General features: G+C 67.1%; 21 protein-coding genes. 12 read left to right on the plus strand and 9 right to left on the minus strand.

Annotated features, from left to right (window positions below; translation table 11 throughout):
* Positions 1 to 30 precede the first annotated feature (30 nt).
* Positions 31 to 2,826, minus strand: a complete 2,796-nt coding sequence (locus AOP75_RS06115) for a lamin tail domain-containing protein (protein ID WP_062077397.1) — start codon at positions 2,824 to 2,826, stop codon at positions 31 to 33.
* A 162-nt stretch (positions 2,827 to 2,988) separates the two neighbouring features.
* On the opposite strand from AOP75_RS06115, the gene AOP75_RS06120 reads away from it, so the two are divergent.
* The gene (locus AOP75_RS06120) at positions 2,989 to 3,603 is read left to right on the plus strand and encodes a hypothetical protein (protein ID WP_062077398.1); all 615 of its coding nucleotides are present in this window, start codon (positions 2,989 to 2,991) and stop codon (positions 3,601 to 3,603) included.
* 4 nt (positions 3,604 to 3,607) lie between these two features.
* Here the strand turns inward: AOP75_RS06120 and AOP75_RS06125 are convergent, their stop codons facing one another.
* The gene (locus AOP75_RS06125) at positions 3,608 to 4,024 is read right to left on the minus strand and encodes a rhodanese-like domain-containing protein (protein ID WP_062077399.1); all 417 of its coding nucleotides are present in this window, start codon (positions 4,022 to 4,024) and stop codon (positions 3,608 to 3,610) included.
* 107 nt (positions 4,025 to 4,131) lie between these two features.
* On the opposite strand from AOP75_RS06125, the gene AOP75_RS06130 reads away from it, so the two are divergent.
* Both AOP75_RS06130 and AOP75_RS06135 read left to right on the plus strand, forming a co-directional pair.
* Complete coding sequence (locus AOP75_RS06130; protein ID WP_201774143.1) at positions 4,132 to 4,416, plus strand: ArsR/SmtB family transcription factor; 285 nt, start codon at positions 4,132 to 4,134, stop codon at positions 4,414 to 4,416.
* Entirely contained in the window at positions 4,416 to 4,811 is a 396-nt protein-coding gene (locus AOP75_RS06135) for a VOC family protein (protein ID WP_062078463.1), read from the plus strand. The genes AOP75_RS06130 and AOP75_RS06135 overlap by 1 nt, the downstream gene beginning before the upstream one ends.
* Positions 4,812 to 4,826: 15 nt before the next feature.
* On the opposite strand, the gene AOP75_RS06140 is transcribed toward AOP75_RS06135, so the two are convergent.
* The 7 genes from AOP75_RS06140 to AOP75_RS06170 all read right to left on the minus strand — a co-directional run bounded on the left by AOP75_RS06140 (position 4,827) and on the right by AOP75_RS06170 (position 12,263).
* On the minus strand, positions 4,827 to 6,956 hold the full coding sequence (locus AOP75_RS06140; RefSeq protein WP_062077400.1) for an ABC transporter permease: 2,130 nt from the start codon (positions 6,954 to 6,956) through the stop codon (positions 4,827 to 4,829).
* Entirely contained in the window at positions 6,953 to 8,956 is a 2,004-nt protein-coding gene (locus AOP75_RS06145; RefSeq protein ID WP_062077401.1) for an FtsX-like permease family protein, read from the minus strand. Before AOP75_RS06145 ends, AOP75_RS06140 begins: the two co-directional genes overlap by 4 nt.
* Positions 8,953 to 9,708, minus strand: a complete 756-nt coding sequence (locus tag AOP75_RS06150) for an ABC transporter ATP-binding protein (RefSeq protein WP_062077402.1) — start codon at positions 9,706 to 9,708, stop codon at positions 8,953 to 8,955. Before AOP75_RS06150 ends, AOP75_RS06145 begins: the two co-directional genes overlap by 4 nt.
* Positions 9,709 to 9,790: 82 nt before the next feature.
* A complete protein-coding gene (locus tag AOP75_RS06155) occupies positions 9,791 to 10,444 on the minus strand; it encodes a response regulator (protein ID WP_174435797.1) in 654 nt (217 codons plus the stop codon).
* Entirely contained in the window at positions 10,441 to 10,941 is a 501-nt protein-coding gene (locus tag AOP75_RS06160; RefSeq protein WP_062077404.1) for a phosphoribosyltransferase, read from the minus strand. Before AOP75_RS06160 ends, AOP75_RS06155 begins: the two co-directional genes overlap by 4 nt.
* Positions 10,941 to 11,774, minus strand: a complete 834-nt coding sequence (locus AOP75_RS06165; protein WP_062077405.1) for a sensor histidine kinase — start codon at positions 11,772 to 11,774, stop codon at positions 10,941 to 10,943. The genes AOP75_RS06160 and AOP75_RS06165 overlap by 1 nt, the downstream gene beginning before the upstream one ends.
* A gap of 9 nt (positions 11,775 to 11,783) precedes the next feature.
* Entirely contained in the window at positions 11,784 to 12,263 is a 480-nt protein-coding gene (locus AOP75_RS06170; RefSeq protein WP_062077406.1) for a hypothetical protein, read from the minus strand.
* A 134-nt stretch (positions 12,264 to 12,397) separates the two neighbouring features.
* On the opposite strand from AOP75_RS06170, the gene AOP75_RS06175 reads away from it, so the two are divergent.
* From AOP75_RS06175 to AOP75_RS06215, 9 genes are all read left to right on the plus strand, one after another.
* Positions 12,398 to 12,790: a hypothetical protein gene (locus AOP75_RS06175; RefSeq protein ID WP_062077407.1), complete on the plus strand. Its 393-nt coding sequence runs from the start codon at positions 12,398 to 12,400 to the stop codon at positions 12,788 to 12,790.
* 131 nt (positions 12,791 to 12,921) lie between these two features.
* Positions 12,922 to 13,932, plus strand: coding sequence for a hypothetical protein (locus AOP75_RS06180; RefSeq protein ID WP_152649973.1), 1,011 nt, complete (start codon positions 12,922 to 12,924; stop codon positions 13,930 to 13,932).
* A gap of 108 nt (positions 13,933 to 14,040) precedes the next feature.
* The gene (purL, locus tag AOP75_RS06185) at positions 14,041 to 16,344 is read left to right on the plus strand and encodes a phosphoribosylformylglycinamidine synthase subunit PurL (protein WP_062077409.1); all 2,304 of its coding nucleotides are present in this window, start codon (positions 14,041 to 14,043) and stop codon (positions 16,342 to 16,344) included.
* Between the two features lie 142 nt (positions 16,345 to 16,486).
* The gene (locus AOP75_RS06190; protein ID WP_062077410.1) at positions 16,487 to 17,374 is read left to right on the plus strand and encodes a hypothetical protein; all 888 of its coding nucleotides are present in this window, start codon (positions 16,487 to 16,489) and stop codon (positions 17,372 to 17,374) included.
* Positions 17,375 to 17,463: 89 nt separating this feature from the next.
* A complete protein-coding gene (locus AOP75_RS06195) occupies positions 17,464 to 17,880 on the plus strand; it encodes a sterol carrier family protein (RefSeq protein ID WP_062077411.1) in 417 nt (138 codons plus the stop codon).
* Between the two features lie 227 nt (positions 17,881 to 18,107).
* Positions 18,108 to 19,493, plus strand: coding sequence for an ABC transporter substrate-binding protein (locus tag AOP75_RS06200; RefSeq protein WP_062077412.1), 1,386 nt, complete (start codon positions 18,108 to 18,110; stop codon positions 19,491 to 19,493).
* Between the two features lie 92 nt (positions 19,494 to 19,585).
* Positions 19,586 to 20,656 carry a carbohydrate ABC transporter permease gene (locus AOP75_RS06205; protein WP_083966737.1) on the plus strand — a complete coding sequence of 357 codons (1,071 nt, stop codon included), beginning with the start codon at positions 19,586 to 19,588 and terminating at the stop codon, positions 20,654 to 20,656.
* A complete protein-coding gene (locus AOP75_RS06210; protein WP_062077414.1) occupies positions 20,656 to 21,597 on the plus strand; it encodes a carbohydrate ABC transporter permease in 942 nt (313 codons plus the stop codon). The genes AOP75_RS06205 and AOP75_RS06210 overlap by 1 nt, the downstream gene beginning before the upstream one ends.
* A gap of 22 nt (positions 21,598 to 21,619) precedes the next feature.
* Positions 21,620 to 21,973 carry a GlsB/YeaQ/YmgE family stress response membrane protein gene (locus tag AOP75_RS06215; RefSeq protein WP_062077416.1) on the plus strand — a complete coding sequence of 118 codons (354 nt, stop codon included), beginning with the start codon at positions 21,620 to 21,622 and terminating at the stop codon, positions 21,971 to 21,973.
* Positions 21,974 to 22,645 lie beyond the last annotated feature (672 nt).

Genomic DNA, 22,645 nt, shown 5'->3' on the forward strand with positions numbered 1-22,645 from the left:
AACGCTGCCTGCCCCCGCCGTCGTCGAGCGTTATGCGCGGCCGCGGCTACCGTGGCGGCGGCGCACTGCCAGGACCATGACCGTTCCTAGCGAGATCAGCAGTAGTGCCCCGGCGACCAGCCGTCCAGCTTCGGGTCCGGTGGTCGCCAGCGTGAGGGTGCCGCCGGAGTTGGCCTGTACGGTCACCCCGCCTCCTGTGGTGACGGGCGTCGCGGTGCCCGCCTCGTTCACCGTGATGGCCGTCGAGCCCAGCACCGTGCCGTCGGCAGATTGCACCTCGATGGTGTGGTCGCCGGCGGGAAGGTCCTCGGGAATCGTGACGGTCACGGTGCCGTCGGCCCCCACAGTGAACGTGCCCAACACCGTGGGCTCGGAGTACATCACGACCGTCACCGACAGGTTCGCGCACTCGTCGCTCAGACGCAGCGTCAGGGACTCACCCTGGTCGCCCTCAGCGGGGGCGGACACGGTGCAGGCCGTGGGAGCGCCAGAGTCCGTGTCGTCGCCGTCGGTCTGCCCGGCGTTGCCGCCGTCGCCGCCGTCGCCGCCGGGGGTCTCGGGGTCAACCGGCGTGGGGGCCTCCGGGCAGGTCGCGCTGAGCGATCCCGTGCGCAAAGAGAAGCCGTCGGTGTCGGCATCGTCGGCGTAGAACGTCGGTACGGCACCGTCGACGCACAGGTCGCGCGCCACCGCGAAGCCTTCGTTTGCGATGTTCGCCATCCCGGCCGGGCGCTCGTAGAGCTGGCCTGCCTCCCATGCGCCGCCGATCACGCTGAGCGTGCCAACGCGGCCATCGCAGGCCTCATCGCACACCACCCACAGTTGGCCTCCGTCCCACTGGACGTCGGCAATCAGGTCAAAGCCGAAGACGTCGGTCGGTAGCGTCTCCACCAAGGTCACCTCGCCGGCGGAGCCCAGCTGCACCAGGTACGCGCTGGCCGTGCCCTCGACGGCCACGGCGAACGCGCCCTCTGACGTGCCCAGAGCATCGGCTGGAATCCAGGTGATGCCCTCGAGACCCCCATTGGCCGGTAGCGCCGCCAGCGCCTCGATCGAGGACAGGTTCCACTCGTGCGTGGCGATGAGCTCGCCCGTTCCAGCGACCTCGTAGCGAAGCACGGAGGGGCGGCTCACGGAGCCGGCGTCATTGTTGCGTTCGGAAGAGACGTAGACGACGCCGGGCTCACCGTCACGAACAGTGACGCCCTCGGAGTCCACGGTTCCCGTGCCGTCGGGGTACCGCAAGCGGCGCCCGTCTTCGTAGCCAGGAGCCAGTGACCACGTGCCCGCGGCATCGGCCGTCATCTTGTACAGCAGTCCGTCACCGTTGTGGACGGCCCACAGTGCGCCGGTCGAGGCGTCGTAGTCGAGGCCGCTCAGGTCTCCGTCGAACCAGTCCTCGCCGTCGACGGTCTCCACCGCCGAGGCGCCGGGCCAGGCAAGCGCCCGCACGTAGCCTTCGCAGTCGTTCAGTTCGCCAGGGGTGGCGGTCGCGGTGTTGGCGAACTCGCCGGTGCCGTCGGGGCAGCGACCCCACGTCACGCCGGCGTGCGCGGGCTGGGTGAACGAGTCAAGCAGGTCGCCCACAGCGTCGAACAAGCGGGCGGTGTCATCGCCGCCGAGCCCAAAGTCAAAGTCGGTGCCCTCTTCGAGGACCGCGAGTTCTCCGGGCGCGAGCACCGTGGTGGGGAACACGAACGCTTCGTCCCCGCGGTCCTTGTCATCCATGAATGTCACGCCCGCGAGGTCAACCTCGGTGGAGCCAATGTTGATGACCTCAACCCAGTCAGCACCGTCGCCAGGAGCGGATGACTCGATCTCGTTGAGGCGCACCGGCAGCGAGCAGTCGTTGGGCTCGCCCTTGGTGGACACGGTCGCGTCGCTCCACGGCCCAGTGCCGTCGGGGCAGCGCGCCCAGCTGACCGCGGCGTGCGCGTCCCAGGTGTACTTCGCGACCAAGTCGCCGTCCTGGTTGTAGAGGCGGGCCGCATCTCCATCTCCCAGGCCAAAGTCGAAGCCGTAGGGGTTGGTGGTGGTCAACTCATCGAGGACGAGGAGCCCGTGTGCGGGGACCACCGATCCGTTCGGAACCAGGTCAGGGCGCGAGTCATCGTTGTCCTTGATGGCGTAGCCGGAGATGTCGATGTCCTCATCGGTGAGGTTGGCGACCTCGATCCAGTCAGTGTCGTCACCGTTGGACTCCACCTCGTTGATCGCGAGGGTGGTGCTGAGTTCGCTGGGCTCCTCGACGGGAACCTCGATCTCGCCCTCGATGCAGTCGTTCGCAGCGCCGGGCGTCGAGGATGCGGTCAGCCAATAGTCGCCAAGCTCGCTGGGGCACAGGCCCCACGAGGGAACGGGGTGCTCGCTCGGCAGGGTCGTCTGCGAGAACGGGACGCTCGCGGGCTCCACGAGGCCGCCCTGCTCGGTGAGGGCCGTGCCGGGCGCGAACAGGCGCACCATGTCAGCTTTGCCAAGGCCAAAGGGAAAATCGACCTCATTGACGAGGACGAGGTAGCCGCCCGCTGCGATGGGCTGGTATCCCTCCAGGGTGATGCCCTCTTCATCCTTGGCGTCCATGACGACAACGCCATTGATGTCGAGCGGAGCATCCGAGGCGTTGTGCAGTTCGATCCAGTCGGCGCCGCCGAACTCCGTTTCCGGTGCTTTCGACTGCACCTCGGAAATCACGAGGGCCTCCTGGACGGCGACGCCCTGTGCAGGAGCCGGGAGCTCATCCGCCACTGCGGGTGCGGCAAAGGCCAGCGATGCTCCCGCCATTGTCAATGCGGACGCCCAGGCGCTCGCCGTGTACACACGCTTCATTGCTCTCCCTTGAGGGCTCAGTTTTCTCGATGCTGGGAGCAACGTATCCACGCAGGTAGAACGCGAGATGAACGATGCGTGGACGGCAGGTGACGGTTGCAATGGGTACCGCGAGAGCCGCCGCCAGGCTACGTTCGTCAGTGACGTAAGAAAGGGGGGTGCATGAAGAGGCATGCGGGAGGGTTCGTTGTCGCGACCGCCGCCGTGGCGGCGGTGACGGGGTGCGCGAGCGCTGCAACGGCACCGGCCGGCGCGAGCGGGTCGCTCATTCCGGCCGATGCCCTGGTAGGGATCAGGGTGGAAGGTTCCGTCACGCTGGATGCTGTTGACGGGGCGCGGTGCTGGCAGGCTACCTACGACGGTGGCGCGGGATTCGTCGAGTCGCCGTTCCTGGTTCCCGAGGGCTACACGAAGCAGGACATCGTGATGGCGGATCCGATGAACCCCGGGTCCGACCTACCCAATCCCGCGCTGATGAATGCCGACGGTGACCCCGTGGGCTTCTCCAGTACACGGTCGATCGTGAGCGCCCAGTATTGGGCCAGTGACGACCCCGCGATTGCGGATGCGGCAACAGAGTGCGGCTTCACGGGGACGGTCTTGGTTGCGGACGCACCCCACGGGGTCACGATGGATCCGGACGGGATCGAGTCCGCGGTGCGCATCTGCGATGGGACCGATGGCACCGTCGGAATGGAGACCGACCCCGTCCCGCTTCCAGATCTGAGCTCCTGCACCACGTCGCCGCTCCCGCATCCAGTGGCGAGCGTCGGCTAACCCGTTACCCCTGGCGCCAGGGCAGTCCGGCGGCCTTCCAGCCCTCGGCGCCACGGTGGCCGTTCTCGTCGAGCGCGCCTTCGAATCCTTCTGTGATGTTGTAGCAGGGGCCAAAGCCGGCGGCAGTCGCGGCCGTGGCACTGCCGATGGACCGCTGCCCGGAGCGGCATAGGAACACGAGAGGCGCGTCGGTTGGCACTCCCGACTCGCGGAGTTGGTCCACGAAGTCCACATTCCGCGACATCGACGGATAGGAGACCCACTCGATGAGGACGGGCTCGTGGCCGAGCGCGGACGTGTCTGGCAGGCCTACCCATTGCCATTCTGCGGCGGTGCGCACGTCGACGAGGCGCGCGTCAGGGTTGGCTTGGAGGAGGTCCCAGGCCTCGGTGGGCGTCAGGTGGCCAGCAAATTCCGACATGGTGAGTCCTTCCGGCAGGCGTCGATCGTCAGTGTAGGGGCGTAGCCCTCGTCTCGATAGGCAAGAGATCACTTGCATGCAAGCGACGACTTGCCTATCATCGAAGGGTGACCGATGTGTACGAAGCGCTCGCGGCCCCCACCCGCCGCGCGATTCTCGATGCGCTCGCCGCGAGCAGTACCGAGCAGACGCTCTTTGAACTTCTCAACCGCCTGCGCTACGACCACCAGGTCACTCTGACGCGGCAGGCGATCTCCCAGCACCTCCAGGTGCTTGAGGAGGCCGGCCTGGTGCATCGGCGCCGTTCCGGCAGAACTGTCCTGCACCACTATGACCCCACGCCACTGGTGCAGATCGCGCGCCGCTGGCCCGTTTCCCAGGAGGAATCATGATCCGCATTCACCTCGCATCCGTGTTCGTCACCGACCAACTGCGGGCCCGCGACTTCTACACGTCCGTGCTCGGCTTTGAGCTGCGTCAGGACGTGGACATGGGAGACGGCAGCCGCTGGCTCACTGTTGGCAACCCGGGCGACGAGCCATTCGAGCTGCTGCTCGAGCCTGCCGGGCACCCCGTTGTGGGCCCCTACCAGGCCGGCCTCGTCGCGGACGGCATCCCCGCGACGTCCTTCGCCGTGGATGACTGCCAGGCCGAGTATGAGCGGCTCGTGGGCTTGGGTGTGGAGTTCACCCAGCCGCCGACTGCGATGGGACCGGTGACGACGGCCGTACTCGACGACACGTGTGGCAACCTCATCCAGATCGCTCAGATGAACGCACCCGTGTAGACGGGCGGCCCGGCGCTAACGCGGTTGCGTTTCCTTGGCGCGCGCGACGAACCTGTCGCGCTCCAGGCTTCGGTTGCTATCCCGTTTGCTCAAGAGCCACGGTGCGCTCGTCATCGCGATGATCGCCAGATTGGCCGCCGTCATGACTGCGACAATTCCGCCGCCCGTGAGCAGATAGACGCCTATTTGGCTTGGCTGCACCCACACGGACAGCCAGGTGTCTGCGACGAGGAAGATGGCACTGCCGGACAGAAGGCCGAATGCCGCGCCCACGACCGCTCCGAGCGCTTGCGGCAGTGCGACGCGCAGGGCTGTCGCGGCGCGCACCGACGTGCGGTCGAGGCCTAGGGCCTGGATTGTCGAGGAGTCCACACGCGACATGCGCTGGGTGCCCGCGAAGACTGTCGCGCATAGTGCCGCCGCGATCACGAGCACGACTGCGACGACCTCAATGTTGCGCCACAAGAAGATTCCCGCTTCGGTCGAGCCCGCGAACGTCAGGTAATTGGGGTCGGAGTTGGCCGCATAGATGGCGGTCACGGTGCTGGCTGCGCCAAAGCCCGCGACTCCGGTCATGGTGACCATCTGCACCACCATGAGGGCGGCCGCCTGGCGCGGATGGCCCAGCATGTCCAGCCCCGCCCTGATCGCGGCAGGGGAGCGCCGCCCCAGCAAGCGCTGCCCGATCCAGCCCGTCAACCGGCGTGACCCCTCCACCATGAGGGAGAAGGTCAGGATGCCGAAAATGATCGCGGCGATCCAAAACGGCGTCAGTTGGTCCTGGGAGTAGTGGGAGAGAATCCACGCGACGGTCGCGCCCGCCGCCACCCAACCGACGGCGACTGGCCAGACGGGCACCCGCCGGCTGAACTCCGCTTCGTCCACACCTTTGGTGTCCTGTAGCGCGGCGGCGGGCGAAATGCGTGAGGCGAGCAGCGCGGGGAGGCCAGTGACGAACAGGCCCAGCACCACTGCAAGGGCTGTAATGGTCGCGACCTCGACCAGTGAGACGTTGAGCGCGACCGGTGGTGGCGCCGCCAGCGCGCTGTACACGTTATTGAGATGCACTTGGGCGGCGAAGATGCCTGCGATGATGCCGAGCCCCGCTGAGGCAAGTCCCATGACCGCGCCCTCAAGAATCGTCGCGACTGCGATAGTGCCGCGCGTGGCTCCCAGTGCCCGTGCGGTTGCCGTCCACTGTGCGCGTTGCTGGGCCTGCGAGCGCCCCGTCGCCGTTGCTGTAATGAGGACCCCGCCCACCATGATGATGCACAGCCACACCTGCAGCAGCGGAAGTGAACCCGCGATCGCTCCGCCGCCCGGCCCAACGGCCTCCGGGAAGGTGTTGGCCATGGTGGGCGTGGCGTGGTCCCATGTGACCGTTCCGATCTCCGGATGGAGGAACATGGCGGCTGCGTCAGCCGCGTTCGGGTTGAAGCCGTCTGTGACATGCGGATCGTCCAGTGAGAAGTAGAACGCAGGCTCAAACCACGCCGCGTGCGATCCCCATGTGGCGTCGTCAAATGTCAGTCCCACGAGCGTGACGCGCGCTCGCTCCGTAACGATCTCGACATCGTCGCCGTAGGGGTCGTTCGTCGTTGGCGTGTCGGGATGGAAGTAGATCGTCGTGCTGACAGCGACGGTATCTCCCAATCCAATGCCGTGGGTTCGCGCAAAGCTTGCTGGCATCGCGACCTCACCTGACGCGGGTGCATCGCCCTCCGCGATGACCGGAGCCCACGCGTCTTCTCCTGTGAGCGCGAGACTCGTCACGGACCATGACTCGTTGTTCGAAGTTCCATTCGTGAGTTCTGCCGTGGCCGTACCCAATTGCACTACCGCCGCAGCGTGCGCACCCTCAGAGTTTCCTGAGTCGAGGACATCCGTGAGCTGCCGAAGGCTCATGGGGGTTGCTTCAAGGTCCATTGAGGGGCCTTGTGATCCCTCAGGCACGATCTCAACCGGGGCCGTGTACCCACGGGCATAGTGCTCTCCACCGGCGTGACGAGCGTAAAGATCACCATCCGTAGCCGCGGCGCTCCACGCATACGTCGCGAGTCCGCACGCGGCGGCAAGCAGCACCGTTGTCCAGGCCACATAGGCCCGCTGCGCCTTGAGTTGCTGCGCGAGGAGCGTGCGAATCACGAGACACCTGCCTTCTGCGCCTCAGCGAGCTGCTGTGCCGGGGACAGCCGGTCCATGCGGATGCGAATGGTCAAGGCACCGAGCATCGCCAACGCCACCGCGGCCACAGCCAAGGCAGCCAACGTGAGCCACGGCACGTGAGCCAGGACAAAGCCCGCGTTCCACACCATGAGTGGGACCAGGGCGACGTTGAGTGGCGTCCCGAAGAGCAGGTCCAGGACGGTTGCCAGGATCGCACCGGTCGCGAGCCCGCTGAGGGTCGCCGCGGCGGTGGTGACGCCGGCCTCGATCGCGGCGGCCCCGCGCAGGGCCGATGCCTGGGCTCCGAGCGCGATCAGGGTGGCGTGGTCTTTGGCTCGGGTGCGTTGGGTAGCCCACGCGAGCGCGACCACCACACACACGGCGATCGCGAGGAACGGCGCGGTGATGCCCGCCAGGATTCGTGGATTGAGGGTGTCAAGGGTGACAGGTTGGAGGTCGTCGTGGGTCGTAAACAGGCCATCCGTGTCATAGTCGCTCATGACCCCCGCGACACTGACGCCTTCGCTCGCGGGGTACAGCAAGACGGCCGAGGTGGGCGTGGGGCCAAAGTGTTCCTCGGCCCAGTCGCGGTCGACTCCAGCGAAGGGCGTCATGTGCCACGACTTGGTGACGTCGACAGACAGGCCATTGACGGTGACGGACGGTCGAGAACCTTCGGGTGTTTCTTGCGCGACGCCCACGCGGCCATCCCCTGACCACTCGATGCCGGGCGCAAAGTACAGGGCATTCGCCGCTTCTGGAGCGGCGGCACGGAGGGCGTCGCGGGTCGGGGCGAGCAGCACGTCGAACGTCGTCACCGTAGAGCCAGTGTCATCCCACCTCGATTCAAAGGTGCGCTCGTCGGTGACGAGGACCCCGGCCCGCACCACTTCAAGCCGGTCGTCTGCCTCAAGTGCGTCGAGAAGGTTCGCAGGGAGTGCTTGCTGCCACCCAGGTGTGCCGGGGAGCGAGTCGTAGACCATGGAGATATCCACCGTGCTGATGGAGCCATAAGGCATGGCCGCATCACTCAGTTCAAAGCGTGCTTCCGATGTGGAGACCATCGACGCGAACAGCGTGCTGAGAGCGAGGACCGCCGCGACAGCCAGCAACGCGGCTGCGCGCATCGAGGTGTGGCGGAGTAGACCGTCGGAGGCGATCGAGCGCGCGCTTGCACCGTGTGCTCCGCGCCGCAGCAGCGTTGCCGCCCACGCGACCAGGTGCGCACCCCCAATGGCGCCGGCGTAGAGCAGCAGCGCGGGAAGGGCGAGGTAGATGCCGACTGCCACGAGGATGCCCAGGGCGAGGGCGCCAAACCCGGACACTGGCGCGCCGTCGACCAGGCGGACGCACGCGATGGCAGCGACCACGAGCCCGATCGCGCTCCACAACACCCACGGCCGCTTGCGCCGACTCTTCGGAGAAGGGCTTCCCTGTGCCGTCCGGTGGGCCCGCGCCGCGCGCGCGGCGGGCGCCTGTGCGCTCAACCCGGTGCTGACCTCGCGCACCGAGCCACGGGTCATCCATGTGGCGGCGAGCCAATAGCCGGCGGTCGAGCACGCCACCGACAGCAGCAAGATGGCGCACCAGTCGGACAGCGCCCCCACGTCGAGGTACGTGCCCGTGAAGCCCGTGAGCCCCTGACGGACTCCCGCACCTACGGCCAGTCCAACGGCGCCTGCGATCGCGCCGTCACGCAGCCCCGTGAGGGCCTCGCTGGTCAGCAGGCTGCGCCGGGTGGCGCCCATGGCCATGCGCGAGGAGAGCTCCGCGCGCTGGGTCGACAGCCAGATGCCACGAAAGGCCGCGACTGCGCCGCCAATGACGGTCAGCAAAAATGGACCGTAAATCGACATGGCGAAGAATCCCATGCCAATCGCCACCATGCCATCGGGGCCGTGGTCCGCCAATAACGACCTGCTCGCAAACCCCAGAGCTGCGGCTACCAGCCCAACGATGACCGCACCCAGCCTGCTCACCGCTGCACTCCTGACAGGGCGTCGAGCCCGGCGAGCACGGCGTCGGGAGTGGGATCGGTGATGTGGCCGTCCACACGTCCATTGGCGAACAGCAGCACCTTGCCGGCATAGGACGCCGCAGTCGGGTCGTGCGTCACCATGACCACGGACTGCCCCAGTTCCCGGCACGACGTACGCAAGTGCGACAGGATCTGCGCGCTGGCGTGGGTGTCGAGGTTGCCGGTGGGCTCGTCGGCGAGCACCACGCGTGGCCGGGTGATCAGCGCGCGGGCGATGGCTACCCGCTGCTGCTGACCACCCGACATCTCATAGGGCCGGCGGTCCAACTCACGCTCGATGCCCAACATGTCGATGAGTGTCGCCAGCCATTCTCTGTCCTGGGGCAGCCGGTTGAGGCGCAGAGGAAGTTCAATGTTGTCGCGCCCACTCATGGTCTGGATGAGGTTGAAACCTTGGAACACGAAGCCGACCACCCGGCCCCGCACCCTGGCCAGCTTCTTGTCGCTCAAGGACGTGAGTTCGTCGTCGCCGACCCACACCTGGCCCGAGTCGGCCCGGTCGAGCCCCGCGAGGAGGTGCACCAACGTGGTCTTGCCCGACCCGGAGGGCCCCATGACCGCAGTGAGCGTACCGCCAGGAATGTCGAGATCGACGTGGTCGACCGCGGTGACAGCAGCGTCGCCGGACCCGTAGGTCTTGGTGAGCCCGCGAGCGGTGAGCGCGACCGGCGCAGTGTCAGAGTGTTCCCCCATGACAGGCACGCTACTCGCGGACCGGTTCCCGAGGCATCGTCCCCCAGTCCCCACTTATTGCCGGGGCGCTCATACCCAGGTATTACGGCCTGACTAGCCCGCACTCATAGGCGATCACAACAGCTTGTACGCGGTCGCGAGCGCCCAACTTCGCCAGCACGCGCCCCACGTGCGTCTTGACGGTGGGTTCCGCGAGGAACAGGTCGGCGCAGATTTCCTGGTTGGAGCGGCCCTTGGCCATCAGCACCAGCACCTCGCGCTCGCGGTCAGTGAGTCCGGATAGGGCCGATGCATCGGCGGCTTCCGTATCCAGCTCAGCGACTTTGGCGAGCAGTCTGCGCGTGGATGAGGGGGCGATGACCGCGTCGCCCGCCGCGACGGTACGGATCGCCGCGAGGAGGTCCTCGGGTGGTGCGTCCTTGAGGAGGAAGCCACTCGCGCCCGCCTTGATCGCCGCAAGGACGTACTCATCGAGATCGAAGGTCGTCAGCATCACGACTCGAGCGTCCGAACGCGCGGTGAGAGCCGCGCACGCCTCGATGCCGTCCATGCCCGGCATGCGCACGTCCATCAGCACCACGTCTGCGGCCGGTTCGAGCGCACCCAAGGTGACCAGGGCATCGGCCCCATCCCCGGCCTCCGCCACGACCGTCATGTCTTCTTGAGAGTCCACGACCATGCGAAAGCCCGCACGGATGAGTTGCTGGTCGTCGACCAGCGCCACCCGGATGCTCATGCACCGAGTTCCGGGTGCGGCTTCCCGGCAGTGACAGGAGGCAGGGCCGACCACGGGAAGGTGATCCAGTCGTCGGTGTGCTTCCACACGTAGTCGGGGTTGATCACTGAGCGTGGCTTGGCGTACAGCACCACCGTGCGGACCTCCGCAGCATGCTGCTCCATCAACGCCTTCACGAGTGCGAGGGTCTCGCCCGTGTCTGCGACGTCATCCGCGACCAACACCTTGAGGCCGGACATGGCGTCGGTGTCCAGCAGGGGTGGGAGGAGGACGGGTTCGGGGAGGCGCTCGTCGATGCCCGTGTAGAACTCAACGTTGAGCGTGCCGACGCCCTTGGTGCCAAGCGCGTAGGACAGTGCACCGCCAATGGGGAGGCCGCCACGCGCGACCGCCACCACGGCATCCGGCTCGAACCCACTGTCCGCGACCGTCTGTGCCAACTCGCGGGAGGCGTCGCCGAAACCCTGCCAGGTCAGTACTTCTCGAGGGACCGTCACTACTGTGCTCCTTGGTTGGTGGCGCTCGCGGGCGCCGGTGATGCGAGGTCAGTATCGATACGTGCCGCGCCCAGGCTGGACAGCGGTAGGTGGGCACGCACAGCAAAGCCGCCGCCTGCACGCGGCCCCGCCGTCAGCGTTCCGCCAAAGACCGTGGCGCGCTCCTTCATGCCGGCAATGCCGTGGCCGTCGCCGTCGTCGCGCGCACCCGCGCCGCGGCCGTCGTCCCAGATGTGAAGCTCCACGGCATCGGCCTTCCATACCAACTGCACGTAGGCGATCGCTTTGGGGCCCGCGTGCTTGAGGACGTTGGTGAGGCCTTCTTGCGTGATGCGGTACAGCGCCAGTCCCGCGCCGATGGGGAGGGTGCGTGGCGTACCGGTGGTGACGAAGCTGCACTCCAGGCCGCCGTCACGCGTCGCCGAGACAAGGGTGGGGATGTCGTCGAGGCTGGGCTGCGGGCCCAGCGCGGCGTCGTCGTCGCCAATGCGCAGCAAGCCCAACAGCGCGCGCATCTCCGTCAACGCGGCGCGGCTGACTTCAGCGATGGTCTCGAGGCTCTTGGCAGCCTGCTCGGGGCAAGATTTCGCGGCAAACCGCCCGCCGTCCGCCTGAGCAACCACCACTGAGAGCGTGTGGGCGACGACATCGTGCATCTCGCGGGCAATCCGAGCACGCTCCTCGGTGACGGCGAGTTGACGTTCTGCTTCCCGTTCGAGCCCTAGCTGGTGCTCGAGCCGGTAGACGCGGCGGCGACTCGCCTGAAGATTGATCGCGAGCACGGCTGCGCCCAGCAACGCTAGTCCCAGCGCGACGCTGACGAGCCACATCATGGACTCACCTTACGGGCGCGCCACCGAGGTTCCGGTCCCGCGCAATGTGAGCCGGCGCGCAGACATCCCCGCCACGAGATATCCGGCGCCCTGGCCGAGCGCGACAATGATCGCGATCATCCCGTATGCCATGAGCGTGCCGGGGTTGAGGTCTCCCGTCCATGAGCCGGACGCTATTTGCGCCACCAGCCCGCCTACAACGAAGCCAGCAGCGGCTGCGGCGAGGCCGTGGGCGGCGCCCAACCCACAGTCGCTCACGGCGGTGCTGGGCTGCGCTGGCGCCGGCTCGGTGACCAGGTACCAGCGCCGGAGCGAGCCCGCGATGAGCGCTGTGAGCAACACGCTCAGCGGCGTCGACAACATCACCATCAGCGTTGCCCAGGCGCCTGCCGTCAGGTCGCTGTCGTCGCCCACCAGTGGCGGCAGCAGTGCCGCGGCGAGTCCCACGATTGCTGCCGTCACGGCGACGGGTATCCATGCGCGCTTCATTGGTGCCCCCTCGTGTACGCGTTGGTGTCGCTCACTGTAGTGGGGAGGCGTGACACTCTTCCCATATCCGTGCATTTGCGATTCGATGGAACATACACCTTATGTAGTGAGGTGGATGCGTCGATGAGGCAGGTATGGCAATGGTGCGAGAACGACACGAGAACCCCGAGGTACTCGGCCAGGTCGCCCGCGGCCTAGGCGAGGGACAGGAGTTCGCGCCCGACGTGCGCGCTGATGACGACGGGCTGCCGGGCCGGCGTAGGCGCGGCGATACCGACACCCCACCAGCGCCGCCCATCGACGATGCCGGGGTGCTCGACTGCGGCACCTCTCGCAGGGATGGCTTCACGCATGTGCTGTGGATCGATCGAGGCTCCGTGCCCGAGTCGCTTGCGCAGGCCCTTGGTAATTCCGCGCTCGTGGCGCGTGCCGAGTGGGAGGGCACGGAACTGTTGCACCTCGAGGCGCCAGGGGCGTCGCACGCGGATCTCCTCACGGAAGCGCGCAGGCTCGCGCGGTCGATCTAGCGCCCACGCCGCGCGGCGAACACTTGCCGCCTGATGGTTCGTCTCGCGCGGATATGCCATGGTGGAGGCCAGCGGCACGCAGCGACAAGGGGGTAGGGCCGATGGTGGGACGACCACGTGTGATGGGGGCAGTGGCCGCTTTGGGCCTCGCGACTGTGGTGGGGTGCGGCCAGTCTGCGGCCACCGGCGGCACAGGGCTGACAGACAGCACAGCCCCTGAGGCCACTGCGGCCGCCACCGCAGCCTCAGCCGTTGACGACTCATCGGCCTCGCCGTCTCCGGTTCCTTCCGATGACGCCAACGCGGGCGTCGCGACTGACTGGGAGTCGTGGAACGGGGCCCTGACCACGGCCACGGTTGCCAACCCCGAGGGCCTCTGGTGGCCGGAGGGGCCGTACGAGGCTTCATGGGCGGGCGAGACCAGTGGCCTCCCGGTGCCGTTCGCGGCTCCCGGATGGGCGGGATACCAGGGAGAACTGCGCTGGCCGCTGATGGGTGATGAGGCGGAGTCTCCCGACGAGTTCGACCCGCTGGCGCTTGTCGCGACCGGCGTCGCGCCTCCGTACTTCGAAGAGATGCCACCCATCGACCTGGGAGGCGGTGACGTTCAGACGCTCGGCAGCGGCGGTACCCAACTCGACGTCCACCTCATCGAGGGCGGTGTGATGCCATTCGAGACGCAGGGCGGTGCGCTCGGCGCCTGGATAGTCGTGGCGGTCGAGTCTGATCAATACTCGGAAGTACCCGATTGGGCGTTGTGCCGGTTCCGCGTTTCTCCCGAGTCCCTGCCGCACGCGGAAGAGGTCTACTGCAATGCCGCGGACGATCCGTGGGTGATGCGCGATGGCGGGCGCATCCCCTACCGCTTCTTCTGGGACGTCGAAGATGACGGTTCGCTCGTTGAGGGTGCGGTGGAGCGCGATGCAGACTCTCCCGACGCTATTGCCGACCTCCCTGCCACGGAACTGGTCGCATACCCCGCGGTCGCGAGCCCGTATCGGTGGGACTCGACCCCCATCGAGGCCGTGCCGCCTCGCTCCTCGATCCAGATTGAACTGTCGACCGATGAGCTCCTTGCGGAATTCGACAAATGGCCCGCCACCTGGGACCTGCCCGCTGACCCAGACTTCACCACCCCCTAGCCGCGTGCTGGCCCGCGCGCAGCGGCGCAGGGTGATCGGGCATCGGCCCTCAGCGGCCCGGTGCGCCGGTAGGATTCGTGCGTACCGGCCACACACCCAAGGGATGACATGACCGACGCAGCCGCTCACCAGAACCTCGACACCGTTGAGGACGCCGCCGCCACGCCTGACCAGGAGATGCCCTACGCGGAACTGGGCCTGAAGCCCGACGAGTACGCGCGCATTGTCGACCTGCTGGGTCGCCGCCCCACGGCCGCCGAGCTCGCGATGTACTCCGTGATGTGGTCGGAGCACTGCTCGTACAAGTCCTCCAAGGTGCACCTCAAGCAGTTCGGCGAGAAGACCACGCCGGAGATGAAGGAACGCCTGATGGTGGGCATGGGGGAGAACGCTGGTGTGGTCGACGTGGGCGACGGCTGGGCCGTGACGTTCAAGGTCGAGTCCCACAACCACCCGTCCTACGTGGAGCCGCACCAGGGCGCTGCTACCGGAGTGGGCGGCATTGTGCGCGACATCCTCGCCATGGGCGCGCGCCCCGTGGCCGGCATGGACGAGCTTCGCTTTGGCGACATTGACCACCCCGACACCTCGCGCGTGGTGCACGGCGTGGTCAGCGGCGTCGGCAGTTACGGCAACTCGCTGGGCCTGCCCAACATTGGCGGCGGCTCGCTCTTTGACCCCTCGTACCAGGGCAACCCGCTCGTCAACGCGTTGTGTGTTGGCGTGATGAAGCACGAGGACATTCACTTGGCCTCCGCGCACGGCCCGGGCAACAAGGTCGTGCTCTTCGGTGCACGCACCGGCGGCGACGGTATTGGCGGCGCCTCGATCCTGGCCTCCGAGACGTTCGAGGACGGCGTGCCGGCCAAGCGCCCGTCGGTCCAGGTGGGCGACCCCTTCATGGAGAAGGTCCTCATCGAGTGCTGCTTGGAACTGTTCCGCGCGGACGTGGTGGAAGGCATCCAGGACCTTGGAGCCGCAGGTATCTCCTGCGCAACGTCGGAGCTCGCCTCCAACGGCACCGGCGGCATGCACGTGTGGCTGGACGACGTGCTGCTGCGCGACCCGACCCTGAACGCCGGCGAGATCCTGATGTCGGAGTCGCAGGAACGCATGATGGCGGTCGTGGCGCCTGAGAAGTTGGATGCCTTCATGGCGATCACCGGCAAGTGGGACGTCGAGTCCTCCGTGGTCGGTGAGGTCAACGACTCCGGCCGCCTCACGATCGACCACCACGGCGTCCGTATTGTCGATGTGGACCCGCGCACCGTCGCGCACGAGGGCCCCACGTACGACCGCCCATACGCGCGCCCCACCTGGATGGACGAGCTGCAGGCGGATGCGTTCCCGGCAGACCTGCCGGCTGACGGTGACGCGCTGCGCGCCGCGGTGCTCGAGCTGATGTCCTCGCCCAACATGGCTGACCGCTCGTGGATCACGAACCAGTACGACCGCTACGTCCAGGGCAACACGGCGATGGCCCGCCCAGACACGGTGGGCGTGGTCCGCGTCGACGAGGAGACGGGCCGCGGCGTCGCGATCGCCACGCGCTCCAATGACCGCTTCACCAAGCTGGACCCGTACGAGGGTGCGCGTCAGTCTGTGGTCGCCGCGTACCGCGCGGTCGCGGTCGCGGGCGCGACGCCGACCGCCATCACCGACGGCTTGAACTTTGGCTCGCCCGAGGACCCCGACGCGATGTGGCAGTTCGTGGAGGCCATTCGTGGCCTCGCGGACGTATGCCAGGAGCTCGGTGTGCCCGTCACTGGCGGCAACGTGTCGCTGTACAACGGCACGGGAGAGCCCGGACGCATCGACAGTTCGATTAACCCGAACGCCATTGTTGGCATGCTCGGCATCTTCGATGACGTCGAGCGCGTGACCCCCGCCGGTTGGCGCCAGGACGGCCTCATTCTGTACGTCCTCGGAACCACAGGCGCCGACCTCAACGGCTCGCGCTACTCGCAGGTCCACGGCCACCTTGGGGGACTGCCCCCGGCGGTCGACGTCGAGGCGGAGAAGACGCTTGCCGAGGTCATGGTCGCCTCATCGCGTGACGGTCTGGCCGATGCTGCGCGTGAGATCGGTGACGGCGGTCTTGCGGCCGCCCTCGCTCAGGCGTCGCTCCGCTACGGCGTGGGTGCGCGCGTGGTGCTCGACGAGCTGTGTGAGCGCGACGGCGTCACGCCTGCCCAAGCATTGTTCTCGGAGACGCAGGGCCGCGTGCTCGTGGGCATCATCCGCGAGGACGAGCCCCGCTTCACCGCCATGCTTGAGGCGCGTGGAGTGCCTGCCGTGCGCATCGGCTACACGGTTCCGGAGGCCTCCATCGAGGTCCAGGGCCAGTTCGATCTGCCCCTCGCAGAGCTCAAGGAGGCGTGGGAAGCGCCGCTTCCCCAGCGCTTCGCGTAACCGCCGCCTGGGGTGCGGTCGCGTATGCGGCTGTACCCAAGCATCGGCCCTGGTCGCGACCCTCTTGACGTGCGTGGAGGACGTCACTACGGTGACGCTCGGGTGCGCCGGAGGGGCCGATGCGCCGAGGGGGGTGAGGTGCATGCGCACCTGGGTAGTGACGGTCGTGGCGTTGGCCGGCTTCGCGCTTGCGGGCTGCGAGTCTCCGGATCGCGACCCCGGGGAGCAGGCGGATCAGGCAGCAGCCGTCAGTGAGCCAAGCGTGTCCCCGGCTGTGCGCAGTTCGTTCGCGGGGGAGGCGCTGACGGAGGACTCCGACGGTGACGGTCTTCCGGACGCCCAGGAGGCGGACGTCGGCACCGATCCGCACCTCGCTGACACCGACGGCGACGGGCTCGAAGACCTGTTCGAAATCGTCGAGAGCGTCACCGATCCTCTCTTGCCCCAGACCTACGACGGCGTTCCCGACGCGCAGTCTGATGTGGACGGCGACGGGTTGTCGCTGATGGACGAACGCGAGCGCGGCACCGACTGGATGAAAACTGACACCGACGCAGATGGCGTGAGCGACGGGGACGAGGTCTCCGACGGAACGGACCCCCTGGACGCCCAATCCGTCATGGCCGCGCCGGCTGCGGACGTGGTCCTGTACGACGGCGGCACCGCCCAGCCGACGGTGACGGTTCTCGACACGACCGCAACGGACCGTGACATCGACGGCGGCATCGCGGAGGGCAGCTATGCCTGGGCGGGCGTCCCGGCCGCCATTGGCCCGACGCTGAGCGCGTACACCCGCGTGGACCCGGTGACGGTCGAGCTTCGCTTCCCCGTGAGCATGGTCGACGGACGCACTGCGGACCTCCTGGTTGTGGGCGTCAGTGACTTCACCGCGGACGGTGGGAACGAATACCTCGACCTAGAGCTGGACGCGGCGTCGGACGCGTTTGTGGCGCGCCACGAGGTCAAACCGGACGAGCAGCCGCAGTTCCAACTGCTCGATCGCGAGGTCTTCGCGGCGGCCTTCGAGTAGCGGCGGCCTTCGAGGAAATTCCACGCGGAGCGTCCGCGCGACGCCGGCCCCAGCATCGGCCCGTCTGAGCCGCCTCGTACTCTGGTGCCATGCCTTCTCGCCGCCGAATCAACCTCGACGCCGGCCGCGCCGCCGTGCGGGCGTGGACCGTGTCGAACCGCGAACCTGACCTTCATGCGCCCGCAGCCGCGACGGCGCCAGACGCCGCGCCCGCCGTGGACCGGGCGACCCTCGCCACCGCCGTCCGGTTCTCGCTTGAGGAGCTGGCCGCGCGTGCGCCAGGCAATGCCCTTGAGGTGCGCGTGCCGCCCTTTGGGGCGACGCAGTGCATCGAGGGACCGACGCACCGTCGAGGCACCCCACCTGCTGTGGTGGAGGTGCGCGCGGAGGTATGGCTGGGCCTGGTGACGGGCAGGGTGCAATGGGCCGATGCCGTGGCTGACGGGGACGTGGACGCTTCGGGGGAGCGCTCTGACCTGTCCGCGCTGTTGCCGCTGGTGCCGTAACCCGGGCCGCGTGCAGGCTGGCGACTTTTCCGACAGCTGTGCACGTCGGCCCTGCAATTGTCACGATTCGGTGACATCCGGGTGCAAATGTAGACACACCCGCGAAACTCTTCCTAGGTTGAATGTAAGCGTTTGCGCAACGAAGCGAACCGTGTGATGTGTAGACGCCGCCGTGACCCGGCTACGGTGTTACGGCCCAGCTCAATGAAGAGAAGGGGTGCTTCCACATGAAGCGAAAGATCATTGGCCCGGTGGCTGCCATTGCGGCCGCCGGACTCGTGTTGGCCGGGTGCTCGAGCGACGGCTCCGACGAGGAGCCCACCTCCGGAGCCACCGGCGGCGAGACCTCGGAAGGCGGCGGCGAGATGGCCGCCGGTTGTGAGGACTTCGCCGACTACGGCACCTTCGATGGCGCCGCGGTCGAGCTGTACGGCACCATCTCCGGCGTCGAGGCAGAGCAACTGACCGAGTCGATTGTCCCGTTCGAGGAGTGCACGGGCGTCGACGTCACCTACAACGGCTCGGACGAATTCGAGACGGAGATCAATGTGCGCGTGGAGGGCGGCAACCCGCCGGACCTCGCGATCATTCCTCAGCCCGGTCTGCTCCAGCGCGTCGTGGGTACCGGAGCCGTCGTTGCTGCCCCCGAGGCGGTCGCGGCGAACGTCGACGAGTTCTGGTCCGAGGACTGGAAGAACTACGGCACCGTCGGCACCACGTTCTACGCGGCACCGCTGATGGCCTCCGTCAAGGGCTGGGTCTGGTACTCACCGGCCGAGTTCATGGACAACGGCTACGAGGTTCCGACCACCTGGGATGAGCTCATGACGCTCACCCAGACCATGGCGGACAACGGCGGCGCAGGCGACGCCTACGAGCCGTGGTGCATTGGCTTCGAGTCCGGCACCGCGACAGGCTGGCCGGGCACTGACTGGATCGAGGACCTGGTCCTGCGCCAGCAGGGTCCCGAGGCCTACGACCAGTGGGTCGCCGGTGAACTCACGTTCCAGTCGGACGAGATCACGCAGGCCTTTGAGTCCTTTGGCGAGATCGCGACCAACCCTGACTACATCAACGGTGGTCTGGGCGATGCCGCGTCCATCGTGGACACCTCCTTCCAGGAGGCCGGCCTGCAGATCCTCGAGGGCAACTGCTCGCTGCACCACCAGGCTTCGTTCTACGAGGCACAGTGGCCAGAGGGCACGACCGTTGCCGAGGACGGCGACATCTGGGCGTTCCTGACGCCCAACGTCAACGCGGATGACGGCGCAGCCGTGACCGGCGGTGGTGAGTTCGTGGCCGCGTTCAACGAGAACCCCGAGACTGCGGCGCTGCAGGCGTACCTGTCGTCTGACACGTGGGCAAACGAGCGCGTGTCGATCGGTGGTGTGATCTCCGCCAACAAGGGCCTCGACCCCGCCAACGCGTCCAGCCCCATTGGACAGGCGTCGATCGAGATCCTCCAGGGCGAGGACACGATCTTCCGCTTCGACGCCTCTGACCTCATGCCAGCCGAGGTCGGAGCCTCCGCCTTCTGGACGGGGATGAACGATTACGTCAGTGGGACCGACTTGTCGACGGTTCTGTCGAACATCGACAACGCTTGGCCGTAATCTCGCAGTAGCTGAACCCTGGCGGGGCCGCACGCTCACGGTGTGGCCCCGCCAGGCTCACCTCCCACTCCTGAGGGTGAAAGGAGTCGACGATGGGGTCGACGGAAGTACTGCCTGAGTCCGCGTTGCGGAGCGCGACGGACTTGGGCCCGGATTTTTGGGCCTCGCAAGGCCAGAACCTGCTGTTCGGGGCGATCGCGATTGTGGCCTTCATCGCGATCATCGCGATCGTCATGTTCGGCGCAGACCTGATCAAGGGGCGTGCTCGCGACAAGGTGCAGCTCGTGGTCCTGGTGGCGCCTGTCCTGGTGCTGTTGGGTGTGGGCCTGGTGTACCCGGCCATCGACACCACGTGGTTGTCGTTCAACGAGATCACCAACGAGCCCGACCCTGACACCGGCATCTTCACCACGACCATGCAGTTCGTGGGCCTCGACAATTACCGGTTCGCGTTCTCCGACCCCTCTACCTTGCGCACCATCCTCAACACCTTTGTGTGGATGATCCTGGTGCCGCTGCTGTCGACTGGATTTGGCCTCGCCTACGCGGTCTTCATTGACCGTGCGAAGGGCGAGAAGGCCCTGAAGTCCCTGGTGTTCATGCCCATGGCGATCTCCCTCGTCGGCGCCTCGGTGATCTGGGGCAACATCATGTACGACTACAACCAGGTGGGCGAGCAGACCGGCATGCTGAATGCTCTGCGAGAGCTCGTGGGGCTGGACCCCTACAACTTCCTGCGTGACGACCCCTGGAACACCTTCTGGCTCATCGTCATCCTGGTGTGGATTCAGACAGGATTCGCCATGGTGATCCTGTCCGCCGCCATCAAGGGCGTGCCGGCGGAGATGAACGAGGCCGCCTCGCTCGACGGCGCGAACGCGTGGCAGCGCTTCTGGCGCATCACGGTTCCGTCCATTCGCAGCACCATCGTGGTGGTGCTGACGACGATCACGATCATGGCGCTGAAGGTGTACGACATTGTGCGCACGGTGACCCAGGGACGTGACAACACTGACGTGGTCGCGAACCGCATGTACGTCCTGAGCTTCGTGGAGGGCCGCGAGGCGCTCGGCGCTGCGCTGGCGGTGATCTTGTTCGTGTTTGTGATTCCGGTGGTCATCTACAACGTCAGATCCCTCAACAAGGTGAAGGAGGCCCGCTGATGAGTGTCACCATGCCTCCCCAGCATCCCGTCGACGACACGACGCCCACCGAGGGCAAGAACCTCACGGCCGCGAGCCGCGCCAAGAAGTCCCTCACCAGTCCGTGGGCGACGGCGGCGGCAATCATCATCGCGGTCGCGTGGACCATCCCCACCGTCGCGCTCTTCATGACCTCGTTGATCCCTGGCGACCGGTACCGCACCGACGCTTGGTGGACCGTCTTGATGGACGGCGGCCTCACCTTCGAGAACTTCAACCAGGTGCTCTTCGACTCCTTCGGGGACAACTCCACCGCGCCGCCCCTGATCGAGTACGTGTTCAACTCGATTGTGGTCACCGTGCCTGCGGTGGTGTTCCCGGTGGTGTTGGGCCTCATGGCGGCGTACGCGTTCGCCTGGATCCCGTTCCGTGGCTCCAACTTCTTGTTCGTGTTGATCTTCGCGCTGCAGGTGGTGCCGCTGCAGTTGGCCCTGATCCCGTTGCTGCGGCTCTTGGGCCCGGAAAACCTGGGCCTCGCCGGGGAGTTCTCTGGCGTGTGGATAGCGCACACTATCTTCGCGCTGCCGCTGTCGGTGTTCCTGTTGCACAACTTCGTGTCCAACATCCCGCGAGAGGTGCTGGAGGCGGCTCGCGTCGACGGCGCCAGCCACACGCAGATGTTCTTCCGCATCATCATCCCGCTGTCATTGCCGGCAGTCGCTTCGCTGGCGATCTTCCAGTTCTTGTGGGTGTGGAACGACCTGCTGGTCTCCGCGGTATTCGGTAGTGCAAACACGTACCCGTTGACCTACCCGATCTCCAACCTCGCGGGCGATTACGGTCAGTACGCGTATTTGGTGCCTCCGGCCGCATTCATCTCGATGATCATCCCGCTGATCGTGTTCTTCTCCCTGCAACGGTACTTTGTGCGGGGCCTGCTCGCGGGCTCGACCAAGGGCTAGGGCGGGCTCGTACACTGGGACCGTGACCGAACACACCAGCCCCGAGAACGACCGCGTGCCTGAGTCCGCTCGTGAGGACGCGGTGCCCGCGCAATTCCGGCTAGCGCCGCGCTTTGGACGAGTGGTCGGCACCGGCGTGGTGCTGGGGTTCATCGCGGGAGCGCTCGCGTCACTGATCCTGCCCAACACCACGGGCGTGGGCACCTTCACGGTCGCGCTCCTGGTGGGAGCGGGTTTCGCGTTGCTGGGCGCCGTCATCGCTGGACTCATTGCGGTGAGCTTGGATCGTGGGACGGCCTCGCGCCACAAGGCCGCGAAGCAGGCGCACGGTACCGAGGGCTCCTCCGGGGCCGATGCCGCCACGGGCGACGCCTAACCGCACCACTTCGTGGGGCCGGGTCTGCACCCGCCTGCCGGTGTGGTGGGTGTCGCGCGTCGATGCTGGCCCGCACCCCTCGCTGGCCCGCACCCCCCCGCTAGCTCGCACCGCCGCTGGCCCGCACCCCCGCTGGCCCACACCGCCCGCAGGCCCTCATCTCGCCGTTCGGCGTGCGAAAGTGACTGAGCTTTGAAGACTGCCCCGTGTCGTTGTGCTGCGCGGCGCGGGGGCATGCGGGAATCTCAGTCACTTCGGTACACCCGCGCGTGCCTGTGTGCCGGTGTGCGCTTGAGAGCACCAGCGCCTCCCGGCTGAACCCGGGCATCGGCCCTCGCCCTTCGACGGTGAACTATCTCGGCCCACCCGTCCCGTGCCCCCGTGCCTACTGCCGGAGCGACCCCGCGGCTGGCGCTCATCGCGCCGCCGGCGCCCTCCGTGCCCCCTGCCGGAGCGACCCCGCGGCTGGCCCGCACCCCCGCTGGCCCTCACCGCCCGCCCGTCGGCCCTCATCTCGCCGTTCGGCGTGCGAAAGTGACTGAGGTTCCGACACTGCCCCGTGTCGTTGTGCTGCGCGGCGCGGAGGAGTGCGGGAATCTCAGTCACTTCGGTGCACCCGCGCGTGCCTGTGTCCCTGCGTGCTTTTGTGCCCGCGTGCCGGTGTGCGCTTGA

The organism is Demequina globuliformis (genome assembly GCF_000975155.1).
GTDB classification, from domain to species: domain Bacteria; phylum Actinomycetota; class Actinomycetes; order Actinomycetales; family Demequinaceae; genus Demequina; species Demequina globuliformis.

Bases quoted from the DNA above. Each gene is read 5' to 3' on its own strand.
- AOP75_RS06175 (WP_062077407.1), top strand. From the start codon at position 12,398: ATGGCAATGGTGCGAGAACGACACGAGAACCCCGAGGTACTCGGCCAG.
- AOP75_RS06170 (WP_062077406.1), bottom strand. From the start codon at position 12,263: ATGAAGCGCGCATGGATACCCGTCGCCGTGACGGCAGCAATCGTGGGA.
- AOP75_RS06210 (WP_062077414.1), top strand. From the start codon at position 20,656: ATGAGTGTCACCATGCCTCCCCAGCATCCCGTCGACGACACGACGCCC.
- AOP75_RS06195 (WP_062077411.1), top strand. From the start codon at position 17,464: ATGCCTTCTCGCCGCCGAATCAACCTCGACGCCGGCCGCGCCGCCGTG.
- AOP75_RS06120 (WP_062077398.1), top strand. From the start codon at position 2,989: ATGAAGAGGCATGCGGGAGGGTTCGTTGTCGCGACCGCCGCCGTGGCG.
- purL (WP_062077409.1), top strand. From the start codon at position 14,041: ATGACCGACGCAGCCGCTCACCAGAACCTCGACACCGTTGAGGACGCC.
- AOP75_RS06205 (WP_083966737.1), top strand. From the start codon at position 19,586: ATGGGGTCGACGGAAGTACTGCCTGAGTCCGCGTTGCGGAGCGCGACG.
- AOP75_RS06165 (WP_062077405.1), bottom strand. From the start codon at position 11,774: ATGATGTGGCTCGTCAGCGTCGCGCTGGGACTAGCGTTGCTGGGCGCA.
- AOP75_RS06200 (WP_062077412.1), top strand. From the start codon at position 18,108: ATGAAGCGAAAGATCATTGGCCCGGTGGCTGCCATTGCGGCCGCCGGA.
- AOP75_RS06150 (WP_062077402.1), bottom strand. From the start codon at position 9,708: ATGGGGGAACACTCTGACACTGCGCCGGTCGCGCTCACCGCTCGCGGG.
- AOP75_RS06190 (WP_062077410.1), top strand. From the start codon at position 16,487: ATGCGCACCTGGGTAGTGACGGTCGTGGCGTTGGCCGGCTTCGCGCTT.
- AOP75_RS06125 (WP_062077399.1), bottom strand. From the start codon at position 4,024: ATGTCGGAATTTGCTGGCCACCTGACGCCCACCGAGGCCTGGGACCTC.
- AOP75_RS06115 (WP_062077397.1), bottom strand. From the start codon at position 2,826: ATGAAGCGTGTGTACACGGCGAGCGCCTGGGCGTCCGCATTGACAATG.
- AOP75_RS06155 (WP_174435797.1), bottom strand. From the start codon at position 10,444: ATGAGCATCCGGGTGGCGCTGGTCGACGACCAGCAACTCATCCGTGCG.